Source organism: Streptomyces sp. NPDC002779, assembly GCF_042888685.1.
GTDB lineage: Bacteria > Actinomycetota > Actinomycetes > Streptomycetales > Streptomycetaceae > Streptomyces.
In genome coordinates, this window is sequence record NZ_JBIAQC010000002.1 from 682,813 (window position 1) to 705,523 (window position 22,711).

Consider the following 22,711-nt stretch of genomic DNA (forward strand, 5'->3'; position numbering starts at 1 on the left):
TGGGTGACGGCTGTGGACGGGTTGTGCTCGGGTGGATTGGACAGTTTTCGCTTCACCGTTCGCCACGGCTACTCACCGAAGTGACAATTTCGGGCTTTATTAGAACTGACGTTAAGTCACATCGTGAGCGGAGGCTGGGACACCTCGGGTGAACCGGGATCACGCCTCCCACGTACCACCAAAACGCCCCCCACCGCGGCGAGGACGAACCCCACCACGCCCGCCCCGATGGGCAACGTCTGCCCCACCAGGCGCAGTCGGCCACTGTCGTCCTCCGCCTGCGACACCGCCTCCTTCTGCGTCTCGGTGGTGAACGCGATCTTCCTGCTGTCCAGCAGGACCGCCGCGTCCTTCTCGCCGCCCGGCGCGCGCAGGGTGCGGCGCGGACCCGTCCGGGCATACAGCACCCGGCCCGTGGCCTGGTCGACCACCAGCTCGACGCCGTGGTTGGCGTACCACTCCTCGGCCAGCACCTGGGGGGTGTCCAGATCGACGAGCCGTCCGGGCACCAGCCGCGTCCCGGTCTTGGTGGCCGGCACCGAACCGGTGAACCGGTAACCGGTGTACCCCTGAACCTTCTTGGTACCCCGGTAACTCAACGTGACCGTCCCGCCGAGCGTGTTGTCCCACCACCGGTAGTCCCGCTTCTGCACGTCGAAGGGGAACTTCAGATAGGCCTCACCCTCGATGTGCGGCTTCTCCTCGCAGCAGTGCACCGGCCTGGTGGTCTTCCGGTCCATCACCCAGCGGTGCGGTACGTGGTCCAGCGCGTCGTGCGGGTCCTCCGCGGGCAGCGACTTGTCGGTGTCCACCGTCGTGATCACATCCCAGACGGCGTTCCCGCTCTGTTCACTCTCCGCGACATTTCCGCGCACCCGCTGGGTGACGGTGATGGTCCGGTCCGGCACGGTCTCGATCTTCTCGGTGTCGAAGACGCTGCCGGTGCCCTTGTAGACGGCGGTGGTGTCGATGTCGATGGGATTCACGGCAGCCCGTGGCTCGACGTACCAGGCGAGCATGGGTGCCAGGACCAGCAGAAACGTGCCGAGACCCAGCAGGATCAGCGACAGGGGTGAGGCGGTTCGGCGCATCCGGGCACTCCAGGGAGGTGTGGTGGCGGAGTTCGGGCCGCTCTATGGGCCGGGAACCGTAGGCGCCCCTTGACGGAGTGTCAATGTCGTGTCGACACTGGGGCGGACAGTCAGGGACGGGAAGCCCGGGTGGGGCGACCGACAGCGGCCGCCACGAGCCGCTGACCGATGCGGCCGTACAGAGAGGCTGACCCCGCGATGTCCAGACTGCTCGCCGCCGCGCTGACCGTAGCGCTCGCCGCCGCCCTGGCGGTGGGAGCCGCGCTCGGCGTGGTCGCCCTGCTGGAGGCCACCCCCGACCAGCCGAACAACCCGCTGATCACGTACGAGCAAGCCGGCCAGGGGAGTTGACCCGTGCCGCCCGCCGCCCGCACCGACGCCGTCTCGACCCACTCGGCCTGGCACGACGTCCCCCGCCTGAAGGTGCGCCGCTTCGCGGCCATCGCCATGGCGGAGGCGCCGGAGCTGGCCGAGCAGATCATGCACGAGATCCGCCGCGAGTACCCCCATCTCCCGGTCGTCCTCGACGAGTCGGGCGAGCCGATGGCCCTGATCGGCATCCGCCGGGCGATCGAGGTCTTCGTCCAGCACCTGGAGACCGCGGAGGGCCGCCCCAGGGTCCCGCCCGGCGTCTTCCAGGAGTTCGGCAGGGGCGAGGGCCTCAACGGCCGCAGCCTGGACTCCCTCCAGGCGATCTACCGCATGGGGGTACGGCTGGCCTGGCGCCGCTTCGCCGACATCGGCCAGCGCGTCGAGATCCCGCCACCGGCGATGTACGAACTGGTCGACGCGGGCTACGAGTACCTCGACGGCCTGGTGGACCAGTCGGTACGCGGCTACGCCGAAGCCGCGGCGCGCCAGGCCGGGGAACGGCTGCGCCTGCAACGCCGCCTGATGGAACTGCTGCTGGCCGAACACCACCGGGGCGACCCGGCCGAGGCCCTCACCGAACGGGCCGCACGGATCGGCTGGCCGCTGCCGGAGAAGGTCGCGGTGGGCGTCCTGTTGCGCCCGGCGCGGGAGGCGGTGGCCCCGGCGGTGGGCCAGGGCGTCCTGCTGGACATGGAGTACGAACAGCCCCGGATGGTCGTCCCCGAACCGGACGCCGCGGGCCGCTCGGAGCTGCTGCACCGGGCGCTGACCGGTTGGTCGGGCGCGATCGGACCACCGGTGCCGCTGCCGGACGCGGCGAAGTCGCTGCGCTGGGCGGAGGCGGCGGTGGCGCTGATGGAACGCGGCCTGCTGCCGGCGGGCGAGGTGCTGTACTGCACGGAGCACACCGAGGCGCTGGTCCTGCTCCAGCCGGAGGAACTGATCGACGACCTGGCCCTGCGCTGCCTCGCCCCCCTGACCCACTGCGGCCCGAGCCACGGCCGCCGCCTCGCCGAGACCCTGCTGGCCTGGCTGGAGACGAGAGGCGGCGCCCCCGAGGTGGCGGCCCGCCTCGGCGTCCACCCCCAGACGGTCCGCTACCGGCTGCGCCAGATCCGCGAACTGTGGGGCGACGAGATAGACGACCCCGACCGCCGCTTCGAGCTGGAACTGGTGCTGCGGGCGCAGCGGTTGCGGGGCCGTCTCGGCGAATTCCGGCGCGGCTGACGCCACAGGAGGCCCGCCCGTCACGTCCGCCGGGACCCCACGGGCAGCCGGGCGAGGTCGGTGCCCACGATCACGCGGCCCGAGTAGCCCTTGCTCGCCTTGGTGTGCCAGGTCGCGTCGGAGACGACGTTCGTGGCGCCGGGGACCAGGTGGCTCAGCACCAGCGTGGCCACGCCGGCGCGTTCGGCGATCGGCCCCACCCGCGTCGCGTCCGTGTGGCTGATCTCCATGTGCCGCAGCTGCGCCGGTCTCAGCCCGCCCAGGGCCAGCGTCTCCAGGTCCATCACCTCGTGCACCAGCACGTCCGCGCCCCGGGCCAGCCGCGCCACGTTCGCACACGGCGCGGTGTCACCGCTGAACACCACCGAGCCGTCGGCGGTGTCGAAGCGGTAGGCGAAGGAGGGGAACACCGGCGGATGGTCGACGAGCACCGCGGTCACCCGGACCCGGTCGTCCCGCATCACCTCGAACGGCTCCATCGCGGGCGCCATCAGCTTGCGCGGCCCCGCGCCCCTCGGCAGCGGGACGCGCACGTCGTGCGGCCGGATCAGGGTGCGGATGTCGGGCCAGCCCTCGCTGCGCATCCGTACGTTGATGTCGTAGGCGGTGGCCGCGATGTGCCCGGCGATCAGGTTCTCGATGCCGGGCGCGGGTTCCGACGGGCAGACGGTCCCCACCGGTCGGCCCTTCGGCCAGACGGCGGGCAGGTTCCCCGCGGAACCCGGCCCGTAGACGTGTACCGGGCCCTCCAGCGGCTGGAACCCGCCGAAGCGCAGCCACAACAGGGCGTACAGGTCGGAGAGATGGTCGGAGTGCAGGTGCGTGACGAAGACCGCCGCGAGCTGCTCGGCCGTCAGCCAGGCCTGCGCGTACCGGCCGAACGTGCCGGGGCCGCAGTCGACGAGGTAGGCGCGGCCGTCGACGACCAGCGCGGACGCGATACCGGCGCGCCCGTGCATGGGGACGGGGCCGCCGCTGGTGCCGAGCAGGATCAGCTCGGTGCCACGGCTCGCGCCGGGCGCGGCGTGCGCGGGGTGCGAGGGCAGGGCGGCGGCAGCCGTGGTGAGGGTGGAGGCGGCAGCGGCGGTGCGCAGCAGGGCGCGGCGGGTCGGGGAGGGGGGAGATGAGGGCATGACGGATCCCGGGTGGAGGGGGGACGGCTGGGGGGTACACGGTGGGGGCGCGTGTCAGGTGCTGTTCGTCTTCCGTTGCAGTGAACGGCGCAGACGGGTTCAGGGCTTTGGGCCGACAGCCCAAACTCCGGCCGCTGTTTGGGACGGGGAGCCGGGGCCCTCTACCCCGGCCCCAGCAGCCGGGCGACCTCCAGCGCCATCCGCAGTTCCAGCGCGTCCTGCTCCAACGGCCGCCCCAGCAGCTCCATGGCCCGCCGCACCCGGTACGTCACCGTGTTGCGCGCCACGAACAGCCGCTCGGCCGCCCCCTGCGGGCTCCGCCCCTCGGCGAGATACACCCGCAGCGTCTCCCGCAGCTCCCGCACCCGCGGATCATCGGCCCCCAACGCCCCCAGCACCCGCGCCGCGAACCACCGCGCGTGCTCCGCGTCGGCCGTGAGCAGCGCCGCCGTGCTGATGTCGGCGTAGTCGCACAGCCAGCCCGTACGGCCGAGGCGGGCCACCCGCTCGGCTTCCCGGGCGCCGCGGTGGCTGCGCCGGAAGCCCTCGACGCCGTATCCGACGGGCCCCAGTGCCGCCCGCAGTGGTCTGCGCTCGGGGACCTGCGCGGGCAGCCGGGTCAGCGCGCCGGGGGCCGGTTCCGCCGGCCAGCAGGCCCACGCCCACAGCTCGGTGGCGCCCGCCGACACGGCCAGCAGACCCTCCCCGCCGACCGCACGGCACAACTCCGCTGCCAGGTACCGCAGTTCGTCGGCCGAGGTGTCCTGGGAGCCGGAGGTGAGGATGAACGCCACGTGGTGCCGGGCCAGTTCGTAGCCGAGGGTGCGCGCGGCGACGGCGCCGCCGATCAGCCGTCCGGCCAGCAGGTCGTCCACCGTGCGGCGGCGGGCCGCTTCGGTGCTGCGCCGCCACCGGTCGCGTTCGGCGACGTACTCCTCGGCGAGCCGGCTGGCCTGTACGTCGGCGTAGACGAAGAGCAGCCTGCTGATCCGGTGGGTCTCCTGGGCGCGGGTCTCCACGGGCTCCTTGTCGAGCGCCTCCATCAGCCGTGCGTGCAGATAGGCGTGGCCGAGCCGGACGCCGCGCAGCACCCGGTCCAGCGGGATGTTGCGGCGGGCCAGTTCGGCGTTGCCCGCCACCGCCTCCGGTGCCACCAGCGCTTCGGTCGGCTCGGGTTCGGTGGCCAGGCCCCGCAGGGCCGTCAGTACGGTGGCCTCCACCGCCCGCCGGAACGGCGGGTACGCGCCGGGGGTGCCGTGCTCGGGCACCTGCCGCACGATGTGCGCCGCCATGTCCCGGGCCACCTCGACGGCCCAGCCGACCGGCCCCGGCCCCAGGGGCCGTTCGGCCACGGCCAGCGTCTCCGGTGGACACGCCGGTTCCGGTGGCACCGCGGACGGCGCCAGACGCAGCAGCCACGAGGATCCCGAACCGGCGGTCACGCTCACCGGGCCAGTACAGCAGACGGCGCCCGCACCCGCGTCCCCCTCGTCACGGCCGCGCCCCGGTCAGCCCCCGCGACCGCAGCACCCTCCGCTCCAGCGGCGCGAACAGCAGCAGGTCCACGGCGATGCCGACCACCAGGATCTCCCCGATGGTGGCGAGCACCAGGGCCATGTCCTGGTAGGTGCGCGCGTTCTCCAGCAGTTGGCCGAGTCCGAGGCCCAACTCCGGGCTGCTGGCGATGAGTTCGGCCGCCATCAGGGACCGCCAGGAGAACGCCCAGCCCTGTTTGAGCCCGGCCAGGTAGCCGGGCAGCGCGGCGGGCAGCAGGACGTACCGGACCCGGGCGGCCCCGGTGGCGCCCAGCACCCGTCCGGCCCGCAGGTACAGGGGCGGCACCTGGTCCACGCCCGCCAGCAGCCCGTTCGCGATGGACGGGACGGCGCCCAGCAGGACGACCGCGTAGATGGTGGCGTCGGTGAGCCCGAACCACACGACCGCCGCCGGTACCCACGCCACCGACGGCAGCGACTGCAGCCCCGACAGCACGGGACCGATCCCGGTCCGCAGCGACCGCACCGCGCCGAGCAGCAGTCCCAGCGCCGTGCCGATGACGACGGCCGCCGCGAACCCGAGGGCGCCGCGCTGCATGCTCGTCCACACCGTGGAGAACAGCGTGCCCTCGTACCACTGGTCCGACAGCGCCCGCCACACGTCGGCCGGGGACGGCAGCAGGTAGTCCGGCTTGACCTCGGCCTCGTAGGCGACCTGCCAGGCGAGCAGGACGAGAACGACGGCGGCCACGGGCGGCAGCACCCGTTCCCGCAGGATTCGCCGCACGGGTGTCCGGGCGGGTTTGGCGGGTGCGCTGTCCAGCGCGTCGAGACCGGCCTCGACGGCCGCGGTCTCGCTCACCTTGCGGGGAGCGACCGTCTCACCGGCGGCCATGGCGGCGTATCTCCTCCCGCAGCGCGTCGGTGACCCGGGACGTCAGGGCGGCTTCAGGGGTGCCGGTGGCGGCCCACTCGCGGGCGATCCGGCCCGGCCGGGAGGACAGCAGTACGACCCGCTGCCCGAGCCGGACCGCCTCGCGGACGTTGTGGGTGACGAAGACGACGGAGAGCTTGTTCTGCGACCAGATGCGGGTGAGCTCCTCGTGGAGCACGTCCCGGGTGATGGCGTCGAGCGCGGCGAACGGCTCGTCCATCAGCAGCACATCGCCCTCCTGGGCGAGCGCGCGGGCCAGGGCGACGCGTTGGCGCATGCCGCCGGACAACTCGTGGACGCGCTTGCCGTAGGCGTCCTTCAGCCGGACCAGTTCGAGGAGCCGGCGGGCCTCCTCCGGCCGCTCGCGCCGCGGCACTCCGCGCAGCCGCAGGGCGAGTTCGACGTTCCGGCCCGCGGTCAGCCAGGGAAACAGGGCGTGGTCCTGGAACATCAGCGCGGGCCGTCGGCCGCCGGTGACCTCGATGGCGCCGGCGGACGGCCGGTCGAGTCCCGCCACCAGGTTGAGCAGGGTGGACTTGCCGCAGCCCGAGGCGCCGAGCACACAGACGAAGTCCCCCCGGCCGACGGTCAGACTGATGTCGTCCAGGACCGTCTGGCGCCGCCCCGCGGTGTCGAACCACTTGGAGACGCCGGTGAGCCGTACGGCCGGCTCCGCCACCCCGGCCAGGGCGATCGGGCGGGCCGGTGATACGGCCCGCAGCGCGGTTTCTGACATGTGATCAGATCCTTTGGGTTCAGGTGGTCGGAGTGGCTGCGACACCCAGGTCGGCGTCGTCCACGGCCGGTTCGCCCCGCTGGGCGAGGACCCGGTTGAGCGGGCGCAGATCGAAGATTCCGGCCAGGCCCGCACGGCTTCCCTCCAGCAGCCCGAGCCGTTCGGCCCGGTCCGCCTCCTCGAAGAGCGTCGCGGCGAGCGGATCGTCGGTGAGGCGCACATGACGCCAGGCCGCGTCGAGGACGCCGGGCTCCAGTGGTCGGCCGGTCACTGCCTCGATGGCGTCGTTGACGGCCGCCTTCCCTTCGGCGGGGCGGCTCTTCAGCCAGGCGTTGGTGCGTACCGAGCCGCGCAGCACGGCCTCGACGACGTCCGGATGGTCGGCCAGGAACGACGGGGACACCACCACCAGGGCGGTGACGAACGCGCCGCCGTCCCACAGGTCCGACTCGTCGAGGAGCACCCGTCCGCCGGCGGCGACGAGCTGCGCGGCCACCGGCTCCGGCACCCACGCTCCGTCGATCGTGCCCCGCCGGAAGCTGGTCGGGATCTCCTTGGGCGACTGCCGTACCACCGTGACGTCACCGCGCCCGGTGCGCGGGTCCACCTCCCAGCCCTGCTCGCGGATCCAGTGCAGCAGCGCGACGTCCTGGGTGTTGCCCGCCTCCGGCGTCGCGATCCTGAGCCCCCGGACGTCGGTGCCGCGCACCTTCGCGTCGCCGTCGACGACCAGCGCGACCCCTCCCGAGGCGGCACCCGAGATGATCCGCAGTCCGCGCCCCCCGGACCGCAGGTAGCCGTTGACGGCAGGCGACGGTCCCATCCACGCGATGTCCACGGCGCCCGCGTTGAGCGCCTCCAGCGCGGACGAGCCGCCGTTGAAGACCTGCGTGCGCAGCCGGGTGCCGCCCAGCTCGCGGGTGAAGGAACCCTGCTGGACACCGGCCAGCGCGGTGGCGTGGCCGACGTTGGCGAAGTAGCCGACGGAGACCTCGTCCGCCGACAGCGGTGGTCCGGTGCCCACGGCCGGCGCCGCCGCCGCCCCCGGCGCCCGGGACCCGTAGCCGCAGCCCGCCGCCAGGAACAGCAGCAGGAGCAGCGCGAGGGCCGCGCGGAGCGGACGCCGGGAGCGGGGGGACGCCGGGCGGCGCTCAGGCAGCCGCATCGGGGGATCCCGGAGCGGTCGCGCCGACCATGCCCGCGGTCAGGGTGGCGCCGTCGGCCGGGTCGATCAGCACGAAGGAGCCGGTGCGCCGGCTGTCCTCGTACCGGTCGAACGCCAGCCGTTCGGCGGTGCGCAAGGAGACCTGGCCGATCTCGTTCAGGTCGAGCCGTCCCGGCCCGTGGATCCGGCGGACCACCGCGCGCACGGTGCGCGAGGTGTGTTTCAGGAGCACGTGGTCCCCGGGTTTCAGCGGCCGCTCGTGCAGATGGCACACGGCCGCTTCGACGTCCCGGGACACCGTCGGAAGCGCCCCCGCCGGGACGATCAGGTCGCCCCGGGAGACGTCCAGGTCGTCGGCGAGCCGCAGCGCGCCGGACTGCGGCGAGCGGAGCAGCTGGGCCGGGGCGCCCAGCACGTCGATGCCGGTGACCGTGGTGGTGCGCCCGGACGGCAGCACGGTGACCCGGTCGCCGACCCGCAGCGCACCGGCGGCGACCTGACCGGCGTAGAGCCGGACGTCCCCGGAGCGGATGACGTACTGGACCGGGAACCGGGCGGGTCCGTCGGCCACGTCGTCCGCGACCGGGACGTTCTCCAGGTGCGTGAGGACGGTCGGGCCTTCGTACCAGTCCATGCGGGTGGACTTCTCGACGACGTTGTCACCGGCGAGCGCGGAGATCGGGACGGCGGTGACCTCGGGAATGCCGAGCTGTGCGACGATCCGGCCGAACTCCTCGGCGATGCGGCGGAACACGGACTGCTCGTAGCCGACGAGGTCCATCTTGTTGACGGCGAGGACCACGTGCGGCACCCGCAGCAGCGCCGCGACGGCCGCGTGCCGCCGGGTCTGCTCGACCACGCCCTTGCGGGCGTCGACGAGGATCACGGTCAGCGTGGCCGTCGAGGCGCCGGTGACCATGTTGCGGGTGTACTGCACGTGTCCGGGGGTGTCGGCCAGGATGAACCGGCGCCGGGGGGTGGCGAAGTAGCGGTAGGCGACGTCGATGGTGATGCCCTGCTCGCGCTCGGCGCGCAGCCCGTCGGTGAGCAGGGCCAGGTCGGGGCCCTCGCCGCAGGACGCGCGGGTGACGGCCTCCAACTGGTCGGCGAGGACGGACTTGGAGTCGTGCAGCAGTCGTCCCACGAGGGTGGACTTGCCGTCGTCCACCGAGCCGGCGGTGGCCCAGCGGAGCAGGTCCGGCTCGGTCGGCTGGGCGGTGGCCATGGGGTTCACGCGTCCTTTCGGCGTGCCGGAACCGGCGCTCAGCCGGGACCTGGCTTCCTGGAAGATGCCGCGCACCAGCAGCGCGGCGGTGGAATGAGGGGGATGGCCGGGGGCCGTCAGGTCGGCGGTCACGTCAGAAGTACCCCTCGCGTTTGCGGTCCTCCATCGCGGCCTCCGACAGCCGGTCGTCGGCCCGGGTGGCGCCGCGCTCGGTGAGCCGGGAGGCGGTGATCTCCACGATCACGTCGTCGACCCCGGACGCCTCGGAGAGCACGGCGCCGGTGCAGGACATGTCGCCGACGGTGCGGTAGCGCACCCGGCGCTTCTCCACCGGCTCACCGTCCCGCGGGCCGCCCCAGTCGCCCGGCGCCAGCCACATCCCGGACCGCAGGAACACCTCCCGCTCGTGCGCGAAGTAGATGGACGGCAGCTCGATGCCCTCGCGGGCGATGTACTGCCAGACGTCCAGCTCGGTCCAGTTCGACAGCGGAAAGACGCGCACATGCTCACCGGGCAGGTGACGGCCGTTGTACAGCTGCCACAGCTCGGGCCGCTGGCGGCGCGGGTCCCACGTACCGAACTCGTCCCGCAGGGAGAAGACCCGCTCCTTGGCCCGTGCCTTCTCCTCGTCGCGCCGCCCGCCGCCGAACACCGCGTCGAACCCGCCGCCGCTGATCGCCTCCAGCAGCGGCAGCGTCTGGAGCGGATTGCGGGTGCCGTCGGGGCGTTCGCGCAGCACACCCCGGTCGATGCAGTCCTGTACGGACGCCACATGGAGGGTGAGCTCCTGCGCCGCCACCACCCGGTCCCGGTAGGCGAGCACCTCCGGGAAGTTGTGCCCGGTGTCCACATGCAGCAGCGCGAACGGCAGCCGGGCCGGTGCGAACGCCTTCAGCGCCAGATGCAGCATCACCACGGAGTCCTTGCCGCCGGAGAAGAGCAGCACCGGCCGCTCGAACTCGCCGAGCACCTCCCGGAAGATGTACGCCGCCTCCGCCTCCAGGACGTCGGTGTGTCCGAGCCGGGCGGCAACCGTGCTCACAGCACCCCCCGTTGGGTCATCAGCGCGTGCACGGCGTTCACCGACTCGGCCACGGACTGGAGTTGGGTCTCCACCCTCGCGTCCGGGTGCTGCGGAGGCTCGTAGGGGTCGTCGACACCGGTGAGGCCGGACAGCCGCCCCGCGCGGGCCTGCGCGTACAGGCCCTTCACATCGCGTACCGCACACACCTGGAGCGGTGTCGCGACATGCACCTCCAGATACGGGGTGGCGCTCGCCTCGTGCCGCTTGCGGACCGCCTCCCGGCTGTCGGCGTACGGCGCGATGACCGGGACCAGCACCAGGATGCCGTTGCGTGCCAGCACCTCGGCGACCAGGCCGATGCGCTGCACGTTGGTGTCCCGGTCCTCGCGGGTGAAGCCGAGGCCGGCACTGAGGAAGGTGCGGATCTCGTCGCCGTCGAGCACTTCGACCCGCCGCCCTTCCCGGGTGAGGCGGCTTGCCAGGGCCTGGGCGAGCGTGGTCTTGCCGGAGCTGGGCAGCCCGGTCAGCCACACCGTGGCGCCCGGGGTCGGCGGGGTCCTCATGCGCTGCTCCCCGCCGTCGTGCCGGCCAGCGGGACGACACCGTGCGCGGCGAGCACGGCGAACCCGGGGGCGCACGCCTGGTCCAGCTCCGCGCGCTCGGCGTCGGGCAGGTCCCGCCAGGACGACGAGGGCGCGCCGACCTTGGCCGCGCAGCGGCGCTCCCAGTCGCCGTCCACGAAGTCCGCGCCGAGGAATTCGCCGATGCGGTGCAGGGACTCCTCGGGCGCGGCGAGCAGGTCCTCGTACCACAGGTGCAGCACGTTCTGCTGCGGCAGCATCGACATCGCCTCCATGCCGCGCTTCATCTCGTCGGCCCAGTACGTGCCGAACAGCGACACCGGGAGCCGGTAGTCGCGCACGGCGTCCGCGTCGAAACGGTCCGGCAGGAACGGCAGCAGTTCCTCCGGTACGAAGCCCAGGTCCCGTCCGGTGTCCGGTGCGGGCGGCTCGGCGTACGGGTCGTGGCCGAGGGTGAGATGCAGTGCCATCACCACCGCCGCCATCCGGAAGCCGGTGTGCCGGCTCATCGACAGCGCGGTGTCCCGGCCGTCGCGCACGATGTGCAGATAGCGGGCGTCGGGGAAGTGCTCGCGGAACTGCCCGGCGAGGATCAGCGAGCCGCCGCTGCGCTCGGCCCACAGGGTCTTGCCGAAGCGGGCGCACAGCCAGGCGAACAGGCGCCGGTAGTGCTCACCGGCCCGGGCGTCCGGGAACCCGGCGACGGCCGCCCGGAGTTCGTCGTACAGCTCGTCGGGGGTGTCGGACAGGTGGGGGAGGGTGGTCATCAGGACGGCCGGTATGCCGGTGGCGGCCTGGAAGCGGGTGGTCGCCGAGGGGCGGTAGAGGACTTCCCTCGGGGCCAGGCCGTGGGCGCCCAGCAGCCGGTTGACGGTGTTGCGGGCGGACAGGACGTCCCAGAACTCCGCCGCCGTGAGGGGGCCTTCGGGGAAGACCCGGGCGGTGATCCGGTACATGTCCGTGAGGTGGTTGAAGAGCTCGGACAGGCTGAGGGCCTGCGGGTGTTCGCGCAGCAGCTCGGAGACCAGGGTCGAGCCGCAGCGTCCGGTGCCGGTGACGAAGACCTGGCCCGGTGAGGTCGGAGTGGGCATGGCGCAGCTGTTCCTTCCGTGCGTCCTTGGGGCGGTGTCCGTGGGGTCGTGCGGGAAGGTGTTGCGGGTGGGCCGGCGGAGTGCGGTCCGCCGGTGCCCCGGCCGGGGTCAGGTCCGGCGCAGCAGGGCCGCGTACAGCGTCAGGCCGGGGCCGAAGGCCATGGCGACCACCGGTCCTTCGGTGCGGGGCAGCCGCTCGAGGACCATCAGGACGGTGGGCGAGGAGCAGTTGCCGCACTCGTCGAGGACGCCGTAGGAGGCGTCGAGTGCGCCGGCGGGCAGTTCGAGCCGCTCACCGACGACCTCCAGGATGCGCTTGCCGCCGGGGTGCACGGCCCAGCCGGTGACCTCCTCGGGCTTGAGTCCGTGCGGGGCGAGCAACTGGTCGCGGACCACCTCGCCGACGTGCTGCGCGAGGACGTCGGGCACCCTCGGCGAGAGGCCCATCTTGAAGCCGAGGTCGGTGATCTGCCAGCTCATGAGGTCGGCGGTGCTGTGGTCGGTGACCGCGACGACGTCTAGGACCTCGTAGCCGGAACCGGCGTCGGGCTCCAGGACGACGGCCGCGGCGGCGTCGGCGAACAGCGCGTGCGCCACGATCTGTTCGATGTCCTGGGTGGGCGGCTGGACGTGCAGCGAGGTCAGCTCCAGGCAGAGCAGCACCGCGGGACGGCCGCGCGAGGCGACGAAGTCGGAGACGGCACCGAGTGAGGGCACGGCGGCGTAGCAGCCCATGTGGCCGATGAACAGCCGCTGGACCTTGCTGCTCATGCCCAGCTCGTCCGCGAGCCGTAGGTCGAGGCCGGGCGTGGTGTAGCCGGTGCAGGAGGCGACGGCCAGCATGCCCACGTCCGACGGGGCCAGGCCCGCGGACTCCAGGGCCTCGGAGACCGTGCGCCTGCCCAGCGGCACGGCCTCCTCGATGTAGCGCTCCATGCGCTGTCCCGTGCTCCAGCCGGACACTGCACGCTCGGCGCGCGGGTCCACGGCCGTGGAGCGGGCGCTGATCCCGGAATTCTCGAATATCCGACGCGCCAGCGGGAAGCCGTCGTAGTGCTCCAGGAAGAATTCCTTCCACAGGTCGTCCTGGCTGGTCCGGGTCTCCGGAAAGGAATGCGAGGACCCGGTGATGACGGGACGCGCGGCGGCGCGCATCCCATGACGGGCAGGGGCGATTTTCGCTTCGAGATGCATGCGTGTTTCCCTTGGCTTTCGGGCGGCGTAAAGGAGGGAATCGTGCGTGCCGATGGAAGCCGACCCGGGCTTCTTTGCGCAGGTCAGACTGTCCAGTGAACATGCGCCGAACGGGCGCATGGAAGATGGAAAGAAGAGTGGTCAGACTCTCCCCCGTTCGAGCCGGATGCCGATCCGGTGACCTCAGTCAAACACGGGAGTTCCGGTGGAATCAAATGTTCCAGGGTAAATTTCCGTGCCGGTGACATCGAGCGGCGTAAAAACGTCGGCCTGCCTCCGGGTAAACTCGGAGGCAGGCCGACATCGCGTTATTGCGACCGGTTCTGATGTCTGGAATCAATTCCTGGTAATTCAGCCAGAGCCGACATTGATTTCGGTCAGCGGGCGCGTGGGTCCGGTGCGGGCCGGCTGGTGCAGCCGTGCGCCCTCGATGTCCAGATCGGGCAGCAGCCGGTCCAGCCGGCGGGGCAGCCACCAGGCGCCGCGTCCCACCATCGCCAGGACCGCCGGCACCAGGGTCATCCGTACGACGAAGGCGTCCACCAGCACGCCGAAGGCCAGCGCGAACGCGATGGGTTTGACGATGGCGTCCTCCGTCGCCACGAAGCTGGCGAAGACGAAGAACATGATGAGCGCCGCCGCCGTCACCACCCGCGAGGCCTGTCCGGCCCCGTCGATCACAGCGTCCCGGGCCCGGCCGGTGCGCACCCACTCCTCGCGCATGCCGGAGACCAGGAAGACCTCGTAGTCCATGGCGAGTCCGAAGAGCACGGCCATCAGGACGATCGGCAGGAAGCTGACGACGGGCCCGGTCCTGGCCACGTCCAGCGCGTCGGCGAGCCAGCCCCACTGGAACACGGCCACCACCGCGCCGAAGGACGCCCCGACCGACAGCAGGAAGCCGACGGTCGCCTTGACGGGCACGACCAGCGAGCGGAACACCAGCAGCAGCAGGACGAGGCAGAGCCCGACGACCACCGCCGCGAACGGCAGGAGGGACGCGGTCAGCCGGTCGGAGACGTCGATCCCGATCGCCGTGGTGCCGGTGACGGAGAGGGCGGCGCCGGTCTCCCGCTCGATGACGGCCGCGTCACCGCGGAGGGCGTCGACCAGATCCTGCGTCGACTCGTCCTGGGGTCCGCCCTCCGGCACGACCTGGATCACCGCCCGCCCGGACTCCGGCGCGTACTGCGGCCGGCCGACCTTGACCACGCCCGGCAGCTCCCGCACCCGTCCGGCCACGGCGGCCGCCTGCTGCTGGCCTGCCTGGCCCCGGGTGTCCGTCTCGGCGAGCAGGAGCAGCGGCCCGTTGAAGCCGGGCCCGAACGCCTCGTCGACGGCGTCGTACGTCTCGCGCTGCGATGTCCCGTGCGCCGCCGTGCCGTTGTCGGGCAGCGCGAGCCGCAGGTCGGCGGCGGGCAGCGCCAGGGTCACCAGGGCGGCGACGGTGCCGACGACGACGAGGAGCGGGCGCCGGGTGACGAGCCGGGCCCAGCGCTGTCCCAGGACGGAAGCCTTGGCCGCGGCGTCCTCCGGCGCGGCTTCTCCCGTGACTCCTTCCGTGGCTTCTCCCGTGGCTTCCTCCGTGCCCTTTTCCGTGGCCCTTTCTGTATGCCTCGCGGGCTCCTTCCCGTAGGCAACCGCCGCTCGCCGCGCTGCCCTTGACCCCGGCCGGGGGGTGAGCCGGGCCCCCGCGAAGCCGAAGAGCGCCGGGAGCAGCGTCACCGCGACCAGCACGGCGATGAGCACCGTCGCCGCCGCGCTCAGACCCATGACCGTCAGGAACGGGATACGCACCACGACCAGCCCCACCAGCGCGATGACGACCGTCGTCCCGGCGAAGACCACCGCGCTGCCCGCCGTCCCGACCGCCCGCCCCGCCGACTCGCGCGGTTCCATGCCCTGGGCGAGCTGGGTCCGGTGCCGGGACAGCACGAAGAGCGCGTAGTCGATGCCCACCGCGAGGCCGAGCATGAGCGCGAGGCTCAGCGCGGTCGACGACACCGTCACCCCCGAGGACAGCGCCAGCAGCCCGGCGAGCCCGGTACCGATGCCGACGAAGGCGGTCAGCAGCGGCATCCCGGCGGCGAGCAGCGAACCGAAGGTCAGGGCGAGCACCGCCAACGCGACCACGACACCGAGCAGTTCGAGGACGCTGGGGGTGAGGACGCCGTTGCCGTACGCCTGACCGCCGACGGAGACTTCAAGGCCCGCCTCCTCGGCGGCCGAGGTGGTCTCCTCCAGCGTGTCGAGCGTGCCGTCGTCCAGGTCGGAGCGGGCGGCGTCGTAGTTGACCTGGGCGAGTGCGGTGCGGCCGTCGGGGGTCACGGTGCCGGCCCTGTCGGGCGGGATCACCGCGGCGACCTGCGGGGCGTCCTGCGCGGCGGCGAGGGTCCGCTGGATGCCCTGTACGGCCCCTGGATCGGTGACCTTGGTGCCCTCGGGCGCGGTGAACACGATCTGGGCGCTGGTGCCCGCGGCGGCCGGGAAGTCCTTGGCCATCGTGTCCTGCGCGCGCTGGGACTCGGAGCCGGGAATCGTGAACTCGTTGTCGAGCTCGCCGCCCACGACGAGCAGCGCGCAGACGCTGCCGGTCAGCACGGCGAGCCAGGCCGCCAGGACGAGCCGCCGACGGCGGAAGGCGCCGAGACCGAGCCGATAGAGCCAAGTCGCCACGGAGATGCTCCTCGTGCAGTAGTGGCAAGTGCGGTGGGAGGCGTGGGGGAGGGAGGCCGGACAGGCGCTGTGGGCGGTGGTGGCCGGCCGAGGGGGAGCCGGACGGATGCCGGTGCGCGGTGACGGCCCGCCGAGGGGGGAGGGTCAGGCCCGCACGGTCGTACTGCCTCCCGCCAGCTCCATGCGCAGCCCGTCGCCGGTGACGTCGAGGCGTTCCGGCTCCAGGTCGAGCGGCAGCCCCGACAGGTCGACCTCCCGCGGGGCGTCCCCGAGCAGTTGCCCGGCGAGGGCCTCGGGGAGGACGCGTTCGCCGACGTGCACGGCGGTGCGCTCGAACCGGATGCCCTCCTGCTCCAGGACAGGCCGGAAACCGACGGAGATCCGTCCGGCCGGACCGGCGTGCACGACCAGCTCGCCCGTCTCCTGCTCGGTCGTCACCGCCGCGATGTTCAGCGCGCCCCCGGTCATCGTGGTGACGGCACCGGCCAGGGCGGTGTCCGTCAGTTCGGCGCTGACCTGGGTGTCGGCCACCGACAGTCCGTCGCCGGTACGGACCACATCGGCGAGTTCGGCGTGCAGGTCCACCCCGGAGAACCGGCGGAACGTCGCGCCCTCGCCGGAGACCTCCACGCGGGGGAAGGACCCGCGGGCCAGTTGCAGCATCACCGGTGTCGGTCCGAAGCCCACGTCGAGGCCGGTGTGCAGGCGCTCCTCCATGCGGTCCGTGAGCCGGTCGGCCGCCTGATGACGTGCCACCGCCTCGACGGCGGCCCCGGTGACCAGCACGGCGCCGACCCCGCCCAGGGCGATCAGACGGGACCTGCGGGAGATGCGACCGCGGGGCACACGCCTCGGACCGCGGGGCACACGCCTCCTCCGAAAAAGTGTCATGACTGACACCATACCGAAGGTGTCATGACTGACAGATTCCGCACCGTCGGTTTTCCGCCTGCGATACTCCGCACATGGCAACCCTCGACACCTCCCCCGCGGAGCCACGCGGGCGCCGCGAGGCGCAGAAGGCGGCGACCCGCAAGGCCCTCCAGGAGGCCGCCCACCGCATGTTCGAGGAGCGTGGGTACGCGCAGACCACGGTGCGGGACATCGCGGCCGCCGCCGGAGTCACCGAGCGGACCTTCTTCCGCTACTTCCCCTCCAAGGAGGACCTGGTCCTCGACGAGGTCCTGGACCTCATCCCGGTCATGCGGGCCCATGTCGTCGCCCGGCCCGCCGACGAGGACCCCTACACCGCCGTCCTCGGCGCCTGCCTCGACCTCATCGCCGACGGCACTCCCGGCCTGATGTTCAGCGGGCCGCCGCAACGCTTTCCGGGCCGGCCGGTGCGCCAGTTCCTGCCGGTGCTCAGCCAGTTCGAGGACGGTCTCGCCGACGCCCTGCTGGAGCGGCTCGCCGGGCATCGTCCCGGCGCGGCCACGCCGCTGCGCGCGGCCGTGCTGGCCCGGGCCGCCGTCGGCGCGATGCGCTCCGCGCTGTTCGCGTACGCCGGTCTGCCGGAGGCGGAACGCACGCCCGCCAGGGCGCACGAGCTGCTGGCCTCCGCGTTCGACTGCCTCCGGGAGTCATGAGCGCGGGACATCCGGACATCGGGTCGCCGCAGTCCCATTGCCCAGGCAAACCCAGCATGAGTAGCCTGTGTTCGTCATTCCGACCAGCCGTTGAAATTTCGAACATTAGGGAGGGGGCCGCACGTGGGACGCCTCGTACCTGCCGTGACCCGGGCTCTCGACATCCTCGAGCTCTTTCTCGACGGGGACGGCACACTCTCCGCCCCCGACATCGTGCGCAAGCTCCAGCTCCCGCGCACCACCGTGCACGAACTCGTCACCACGCTCGCCGCCCGGTCCTACATCGTCCCGGTGCCGGGGCAGCCGGGCCGCTACCGGCTGGGCGTCCGGCCGTACCAGCTCGGCAGCCGGTACGCCGAGCAGCTCGACCTCGCCGCCGAGGGCCAGAACGTGGCCCGGACGGTCGCCGAGACCTGCGACGAGACCGTACACGTGGCGATCCTCGAAGGCACCGACGTCATCTACATCGCCAAGGTCGACTCCACGCACGCCGTGCGCATGGTGTCGGCGGCCGGCCGCCGTCTGCCCGCCCACTGCACATCCGTCGGCAAGATGCTGCTGGCGTCCCTGCCGGAGCCGGAACTCACCTCGCGCATCCCGGACGGTGCCGAGCTGGTCGCGATGACCCCCAACAGCATCACCGACCCGGCCGTTCTGCGCGAGGCCCTTGCCGAGATCCAGACGCGCGGGATCGCCGTGGAGAGCCGCGAGTCCAACCCGGACGTCTCCTGCGTCGCCGCGCCGGTACGCGACCGCACCGGCCGGGTCGTGGCCGCGCTGTCCATCTCCGTACCGATGATCCGCTGGAGCGAGGAGCGCAAGGCGGAGCTGGAGCAGCTCGCCGCCAAGGGCGCCGCCGAGCTGTCCGAGCGGCTCGGCCACCGGACCGCGGCATGAGGTACGACGTCGCGGTACGCGCCGAGGCGACCCTCGGTGAAGGGCCCACCTGGGATCCGGTCACCGGCCGGCTCCTGTGGATCGACATCCTCGGGTCGCGCATCCACTCCTACGACCCGTCCTCCGGCCGCCGCACCAGCCGTACCACCGGCCAGCACATCGGCGCCGTGAAGCCGCGCGCGCAGGGCGGGCTGGTGCTGAACCTCCGGGACGGCGTGGCTCTCCTCGACCCCGACGACTCGCTGCGCTGGCTGCATCGCGAGCCCGTCCCGGGCCGCCGCGGCAACGACGCCGCCGTGGCCCCCGACGGTTCCCTCTGGGCGGGCACCATGCGCTACGACGAGGCGCCGGGCGGCGGCACGCTGTCCCGGATCACCGGGGCGGGGGAGGTGGTCCCGGTCCTGGACGACGTCACCGTCAGCAACGGCACCGGCTGGAGCCCCGACGGCCGGCTCCTGTACTACATCGACTCGCCCACCCGCCGCGTGGACGTCCTCGACCACGCCGGCGACGGGACCGTCTCGCACCGGCGTCCCCTGGTCGAGATCGAGGCCGGCGCCGGATTCCCCGACGGTCTCACCGTGGACGCCGACGGCTGTGTGTGGGTGGCCCTGTGGGACGGCGGGGCGGTACGGCGCTACACGCCCGCGGGCGAGCTGGACCGGGAGATCGTCCTGCCCACCCCGCGGATAACGGCCTGCGCCTTCGGCGGCGCGGACCTGACCGACCTGTACATCACCACGGCCCGGGTGGGCCTGGCCGCTCCGCATCCGGTGGCGGGCTCGCTGCTGGTGGTGCCGGGGGCGGGGACGGGCCTGCCGCAACCGGCCTTCGCGGGCTGACTACTGCAGCCCGGCCCGCTTCAGCTCGTCGTCCGTCAGCGGCGGTCCGCTCAGCGCCGGCTTGAGCGGGCCGACCGCGGCCGCCACCAGGATCGGCGGCGTGAGCAGCACGCCCGCGCCCTTCTCCAGTGCCATCACGTCCGTCAGCGCCCGCGCCACCCGGCCGTTGCCCGTGGCGGTGTACGTCAGACGGTCCACGTACGCGGCCACCAGCCGTTCCGCCCGCGTGGGCCCGGCCCCGGCGGCTCCGGTCGCCCCGGTCGCCCCGGGATAGAACACGTCCTGCCCGATGGCCAGGTCCCAGGCCGCCCGCGCCGGCCGGGCCACCGCCTTCTGCAGGCGCCGGGACAGCCCGGGCGTGGCCCAGCCGTGATCCTGCACCGTGGCGCGTAGGGTCACCGCCGCCTGGGCGGCCACCGACATGCCGTGCCCGTAGACGGGGTTGAATGCGGCGAGCGCGTCGCCGACGACGACGAAGTTCTCCGGCCACACCGCCATCCGCTCGTAGAAGTGGCGGCGGTTCGCCGTCGTACGGGTGAAGGCGACTTCCGAGAGGGGCTCCGCCCGCGCGATCAGGTCCGCCAGGATCGGATGCCGCTGCTCCTTGCGGGCGTGCACGTCGAAGTCGGCGGTGGAGGACGACGGTTCGCCTCCGCGGGTGCCGAACAGGGTGACCAGCCAGCGCCCGTCCTCGATAGGCAGCAGCACACCGCCCCGGCCGGGGCCGCCCGCGCGCGGCTCCGGCTGGACGTTGACCACCGGGAAGCCGTCGCGGGCCGCCTCCGGCGCCCGGAACAGGCGGCTCGCGTACGCCACCCCCGAGTCCACCTCCCGCACCTGCGGCCGTGGCAGTCCGAGCGCCGACAGCCACTTCGGGGTCCGGGATCCGCGCCCCGTCGCGTCGACCACCAGATCGGCTCGCAGGGTGCGCCGGGCGGCGTCGTGGGCCCGCAGGTGTACGCCGGTGACGGCGGCGGCCGTACCCTCCAGACCCAGCACCTCCGCGCGCTCGATCAGCTCGATCCGTTCGTCGGCGAGGACCTGGGCGCGGACGGTCGCGTCCAGCAGGTCGCGGCTGCACAGCAGCATGAAGTGGGACTCCGCCCAGCGCCGGTACCAGCCGCGGGGTGAGAGGCCGACCATGTCCGTGGTGACCGGAAGCCGCCGTGCGCCCGCCTCCGTGAGCCGCGCCGTCACGCCCGGCAGCAGTTCCTCCATGGCGTGGGCGCCGCCGGACCACAGCTGGTGGACATGGCGGGCCTGGGGGAGGCCCTTGCGCGGTTCGGGGCCCGCCGGGAGGGCGTCGCGCTCGACGACCGTGACCCGGACGCCGACGGAGGCCAGCGAACGGGCGGTGAGCATCCCGGCGACGGAGCCGCCGAGCACGACGGCGGTGGCACTGCGATCACTCATGGACGGCTTGCTCCTGATCGGTCAGTCATGGACGACTGGTTCTTCGCCATTCCGGCGCGAATACAGCTCGAACTACAGCACGAGAACACGGCATGGGACACCCATCGGCAGGGAGGAGTTCAGCGGCACCGGTGACGGGGCGGCGTCGGTGACTAGCTGGACGAGCGCGCCATGGAGGGCGACTCGGCCGTCCCGTCCCGCACCGTTTCCAGCAGATCGGGGCGGCGCAGGGCCCGGGACACCGCCCGGATCTCCCGGAGGAGTTCGGTGGTGTCGGGGTCGCCCGCGCCCTCGCTGTCCGGGGCCCGCCGCTTGGCCTCGACGGCGTCCTGGATGGCCACCGCGGCGGCCAGCGCCCGGGAGCGCTCCGGGCTGAAGCCGAGGGCGAGTCCCCGGTCGTGGGCGCGCTGCCGCTGGTCCTCGTCGAGGTGGCGGGCGAGGGGGAGCAGGGCGTCGCGGATGAACGTCTCCCGGCGCACCAGGCGCAGCTCGGGGGTGGCGCGCAGCACGTAGGGGAGGCGGTTGCCGCTGACCGTGCGCATCAGCAGGTACAGCGGCCGCAGTTCACGGTGGGCGAGCCGGACCCGCCAGCGGTCGTGCAGGAACTGGCCGGCGTGCGGGAGGATGAAGCCGACCGCGATCAGGATGGCCGACACCGCGGCCACCGGCGGCGCCAGGTCGGTGCTGAGCCAGTCCAGGTCGTGGCCGGTCCACCGGGCCACCACGGCGGTGATCTTGGCCCCGTCGAAGACGAGGTTCACCACATAGCCGGCGCCCAGCAGCTTCAGTCCCCAGCGCAGCCAGGCGTCGAGGCCGTCGGTGCGCACCCAGTTCCAGATCAGCCGGGACGTGATCAGTACGGCCACGGTGTGCGCCAGGAGGTAGAGGACGATCTCCTCGCGCATGAACGGGGTGGTGGCGTAATAGGTGTCCAGGTCCCGCAGCCGCTCCACGGGGGCGTCCGCGAGGGCGAAGAGCACCCACAGGGCGACGATCACGCCCGAGTAGACGGAGACCAGCCAGCGCATGGCGCGGCGGGTGGCGGCGTTGCGGTCGGACAGGCCGTTGCGCCAGGCGATGATCAGCAGCAGACAGGAGCCGCAGAAGGCCGTCAGGAGCGAATAGCACCAGGGCGCCGAGATGTTGGGCACGCCGACCAGCCGGTTCACCCGGGCGATGGTCGAGGGCGTGCAGAAGACGAACACCGCGCAGGCGAGCAGCAGCAGTCCGCCGACCGCGCGCAGCAGCGGGTCGCGCCAGAGCCGGATGATGCTGGGCAGCTTGATCGCCAGGGCGGCGGCGAGCACCGCGGCGGGGATCCAGAAGGAGATGTAGAAGTCGCTGAGCGCGGCGGCGGGGTCCAGGGCCGACGTCGTGGTCATCCCGTCGGACCTCCTCGTCCGCGGTAGCCGAGGGACCGCTGGAGCGGGTCGAGCGGCGGCCGGGAGCCGGGCGCGTCCGTCAGGTACGGCCGGAAGGCCGCCGCCAGCCGGTGGCCGAAGTCGTCGGCGTCGGCCTCGTCCCGCTCCCGGGAGCCGTTGCGGGCGGCGACCCCGAGCGCGACGTCCTGCCAGCCGGGCCGCTCCGCCAGGGCGTCCACGGCCGCGGCGCCGGCGATGTGGTGGTGCCGGTGCCCCGCGTGCAGATGCCACAACTCATGGCCCAGGATGACGAGTTGCTGCATGGCCTCGGCCCGCTCCTCGACGATGACCAGGTCGAAGTCCTGGAACTCCACCCACAGCCCGGTGACTTCGATCTCGTCGGGGAACCGCTCGAAGCGCAGTTCCACGGGACGTCCGCCGCGACGGGCGCTCATCGCCGCGCACAGGTCCGCGCACAGCTCGCGCACATCGGCCGGGCGGCGGCCGTTCGCCCGTGCCGCGGTGGCCAGTTCGGCCGCCAGCGCACGCATCGCGGGGCCGCCGCGTGGGCGCCGCCGCAGCGCTGCCGCGACCCGGGCCGCCCTTTCGCGCGCGCCCGCGATGTCCATCCGTCCCCCTTCGTCTCGCCGCCGTCCCGGTGCCGTAC

The 22,711-nt window shown here is 72.8% G+C and carries 21 protein-coding genes; 5 read left to right on the top strand and 16 right to left on the bottom strand.

The genetic code is table 11. From position 1 onward, the window contains the following. Positions 1 to 116: 116 nt before the first annotated feature. On the bottom strand, positions 117 to 1,091 hold the full coding sequence (locus tag ACFYW5_RS08625; protein ID WP_389416200.1) for a DUF3068 domain-containing protein: 975 nt from the start codon (positions 1,089 to 1,091) through the stop codon (positions 117 to 119). Between the two features lie 198 nt (positions 1,092 to 1,289). Between ACFYW5_RS08625 and ACFYW5_RS08630 the strand changes: the two genes are divergently transcribed. Further along, on the top strand, positions 1,290 to 1,442 hold the full coding sequence (locus ACFYW5_RS08630; RefSeq protein ID WP_015660618.1) for a hypothetical protein: 153 nt from the start codon (positions 1,290 to 1,292) through the stop codon (positions 1,440 to 1,442). Positions 1,443 to 1,445: 3 nt separating this feature from the next. After that, positions 1,446 to 2,690 carry a helix-turn-helix domain-containing protein gene (locus ACFYW5_RS08635; protein ID WP_389416201.1) on the top strand — a complete coding sequence of 415 codons (1,245 nt, stop codon included), beginning with the start codon at positions 1,446 to 1,448 and terminating at the stop codon, positions 2,688 to 2,690. A 20-nt stretch (positions 2,691 to 2,710) separates the two neighbouring features. On the opposite strand, the gene ACFYW5_RS08640 is transcribed toward ACFYW5_RS08635, so the two are convergent. The 12 genes from ACFYW5_RS08640 to ACFYW5_RS08695 all read right to left on the bottom strand — a co-directional run bounded on the left by ACFYW5_RS08640 (position 2,711) and on the right by ACFYW5_RS08695 (position 16,791). Then, positions 2,711 to 3,823, bottom strand: a complete 1,113-nt coding sequence (locus ACFYW5_RS08640; protein ID WP_389416202.1) for an MBL fold metallo-hydrolase — start codon at positions 3,821 to 3,823, stop codon at positions 2,711 to 2,713. A gap of 161 nt (positions 3,824 to 3,984) precedes the next feature. Continuing rightward, positions 3,985 to 5,271 (bottom strand): PucR family transcriptional regulator, encoded by a 1,287-nt coding sequence (locus ACFYW5_RS08645; RefSeq protein WP_389416203.1) that lies wholly within the window; start codon positions 5,269 to 5,271, stop codon positions 3,985 to 3,987. Positions 5,272 to 5,314: 43 nt separating this feature from the next. Further along, on the bottom strand, positions 5,315 to 6,214 hold the full coding sequence (locus tag ACFYW5_RS08650) for an ABC transporter permease (RefSeq protein ID WP_389416204.1): 900 nt from the start codon (positions 6,212 to 6,214) through the stop codon (positions 5,315 to 5,317). After that, positions 6,201 to 6,989 carry an ABC transporter ATP-binding protein gene (locus ACFYW5_RS08655; protein ID WP_389416205.1) on the bottom strand — a complete coding sequence of 263 codons (789 nt, stop codon included), beginning with the start codon at positions 6,987 to 6,989 and terminating at the stop codon, positions 6,201 to 6,203. Before ACFYW5_RS08655 ends, ACFYW5_RS08650 begins: the two co-directional genes overlap by 14 nt. Positions 6,990 to 7,008: 19 nt before the next feature. Continuing rightward, positions 7,009 to 8,154, bottom strand: coding sequence for an ABC transporter substrate-binding protein (locus tag ACFYW5_RS08660; protein ID WP_389416206.1), 1,146 nt, complete (start codon positions 8,152 to 8,154; stop codon positions 7,009 to 7,011). Then, entirely contained in the window at positions 8,141 to 9,379 is a 1,239-nt protein-coding gene (locus tag ACFYW5_RS08665; protein WP_389416436.1) for a sulfate adenylyltransferase subunit 1, read from the bottom strand. Before ACFYW5_RS08665 ends, ACFYW5_RS08660 begins: the two co-directional genes overlap by 14 nt. A 133-nt stretch (positions 9,380 to 9,512) precedes the next feature. Next, a complete protein-coding gene (gene cysD, locus ACFYW5_RS08670) occupies positions 9,513 to 10,421 on the bottom strand; it encodes a sulfate adenylyltransferase subunit CysD (protein ID WP_389416207.1) in 909 nt (302 codons plus the stop codon). Then, a complete protein-coding gene (cysC, locus tag ACFYW5_RS08675) occupies positions 10,418 to 10,966 on the bottom strand; it encodes an adenylyl-sulfate kinase (RefSeq protein WP_389416208.1) in 549 nt (182 codons plus the stop codon). The genes cysD and cysC overlap by 4 nt, the downstream gene beginning before the upstream one ends. Further along, complete coding sequence (locus ACFYW5_RS08680) at positions 10,963 to 12,075, bottom strand: sulfotransferase (protein ID WP_389416209.1); 1,113 nt, start codon at positions 12,073 to 12,075, stop codon at positions 10,963 to 10,965. Before ACFYW5_RS08680 ends, cysC begins: the two co-directional genes overlap by 4 nt. A gap of 108 nt (positions 12,076 to 12,183) precedes the next feature. Further along, the gene (locus ACFYW5_RS08685; RefSeq protein WP_389416210.1) at positions 12,184 to 13,269 is read right to left on the bottom strand and encodes a type III polyketide synthase; all 1,086 of its coding nucleotides are present in this window, start codon (positions 13,267 to 13,269) and stop codon (positions 12,184 to 12,186) included. A 351-nt stretch (positions 13,270 to 13,620) separates the two neighbouring features. Next, on the bottom strand, positions 13,621 to 15,945 hold the full coding sequence (locus tag ACFYW5_RS08690) for an MMPL family transporter (protein WP_389416211.1): 2,325 nt from the start codon (positions 15,943 to 15,945) through the stop codon (positions 13,621 to 13,623). A 144-nt stretch (positions 15,946 to 16,089) separates the two neighbouring features. Further along, the gene (locus ACFYW5_RS08695; RefSeq protein ID WP_389416212.1) at positions 16,090 to 16,791 is read right to left on the bottom strand and encodes a DUF2993 domain-containing protein; all 702 of its coding nucleotides are present in this window, start codon (positions 16,789 to 16,791) and stop codon (positions 16,090 to 16,092) included. A 119-nt stretch (positions 16,792 to 16,910) separates the two neighbouring features. Here ACFYW5_RS08695 and ACFYW5_RS08700 point away from each other — a divergent pair, with 119 nt between their 5' ends. The 3 genes from ACFYW5_RS08700 to ACFYW5_RS08710 all read left to right on the top strand — a co-directional run bounded on the left by ACFYW5_RS08700 (position 16,911) and on the right by ACFYW5_RS08710 (position 19,270). After that, positions 16,911 to 17,531: a TetR family transcriptional regulator gene (locus ACFYW5_RS08700; RefSeq protein WP_389416213.1), complete on the top strand. Its 621-nt coding sequence runs from the start codon at positions 16,911 to 16,913 to the stop codon at positions 17,529 to 17,531. Positions 17,532 to 17,654: 123 nt separating this feature from the next. After that, positions 17,655 to 18,428, top strand: coding sequence for an IclR family transcriptional regulator (locus ACFYW5_RS08705; protein WP_389416214.1), 774 nt, complete (start codon positions 17,655 to 17,657; stop codon positions 18,426 to 18,428). Beyond that, positions 18,425 to 19,270, top strand: a complete 846-nt coding sequence (locus tag ACFYW5_RS08710) for an SMP-30/gluconolactonase/LRE family protein (RefSeq protein ID WP_389416215.1) — start codon at positions 18,425 to 18,427, stop codon at positions 19,268 to 19,270. Before ACFYW5_RS08705 ends, ACFYW5_RS08710 begins: the two co-directional genes overlap by 4 nt. Here the strand turns inward: ACFYW5_RS08710 and ACFYW5_RS08715 are convergent, their stop codons facing one another. From ACFYW5_RS08715 to ACFYW5_RS08725, 3 genes are all read right to left on the bottom strand, one after another. Beyond that, positions 19,271 to 20,683 carry an FAD-dependent oxidoreductase gene (locus ACFYW5_RS08715; protein ID WP_389416216.1) on the bottom strand — a complete coding sequence of 471 codons (1,413 nt, stop codon included), beginning with the start codon at positions 20,681 to 20,683 and terminating at the stop codon, positions 19,271 to 19,273. A gap of 152 nt (positions 20,684 to 20,835) precedes the next feature. Beyond that, positions 20,836 to 22,065: an MAB_1171c family putative transporter gene (locus ACFYW5_RS08720; protein WP_389416217.1), complete on the bottom strand. Its 1,230-nt coding sequence runs from the start codon at positions 22,063 to 22,065 to the stop codon at positions 20,836 to 20,838. Beyond that, positions 22,062 to 22,673 carry a toxin-antitoxin system, toxin component family protein gene (locus ACFYW5_RS08725; RefSeq protein ID WP_389416218.1) on the bottom strand — a complete coding sequence of 204 codons (612 nt, stop codon included), beginning with the start codon at positions 22,671 to 22,673 and terminating at the stop codon, positions 22,062 to 22,064. Before ACFYW5_RS08725 ends, ACFYW5_RS08720 begins: the two co-directional genes overlap by 4 nt. Positions 22,674 to 22,711: the final 38 nt, after the last annotated feature.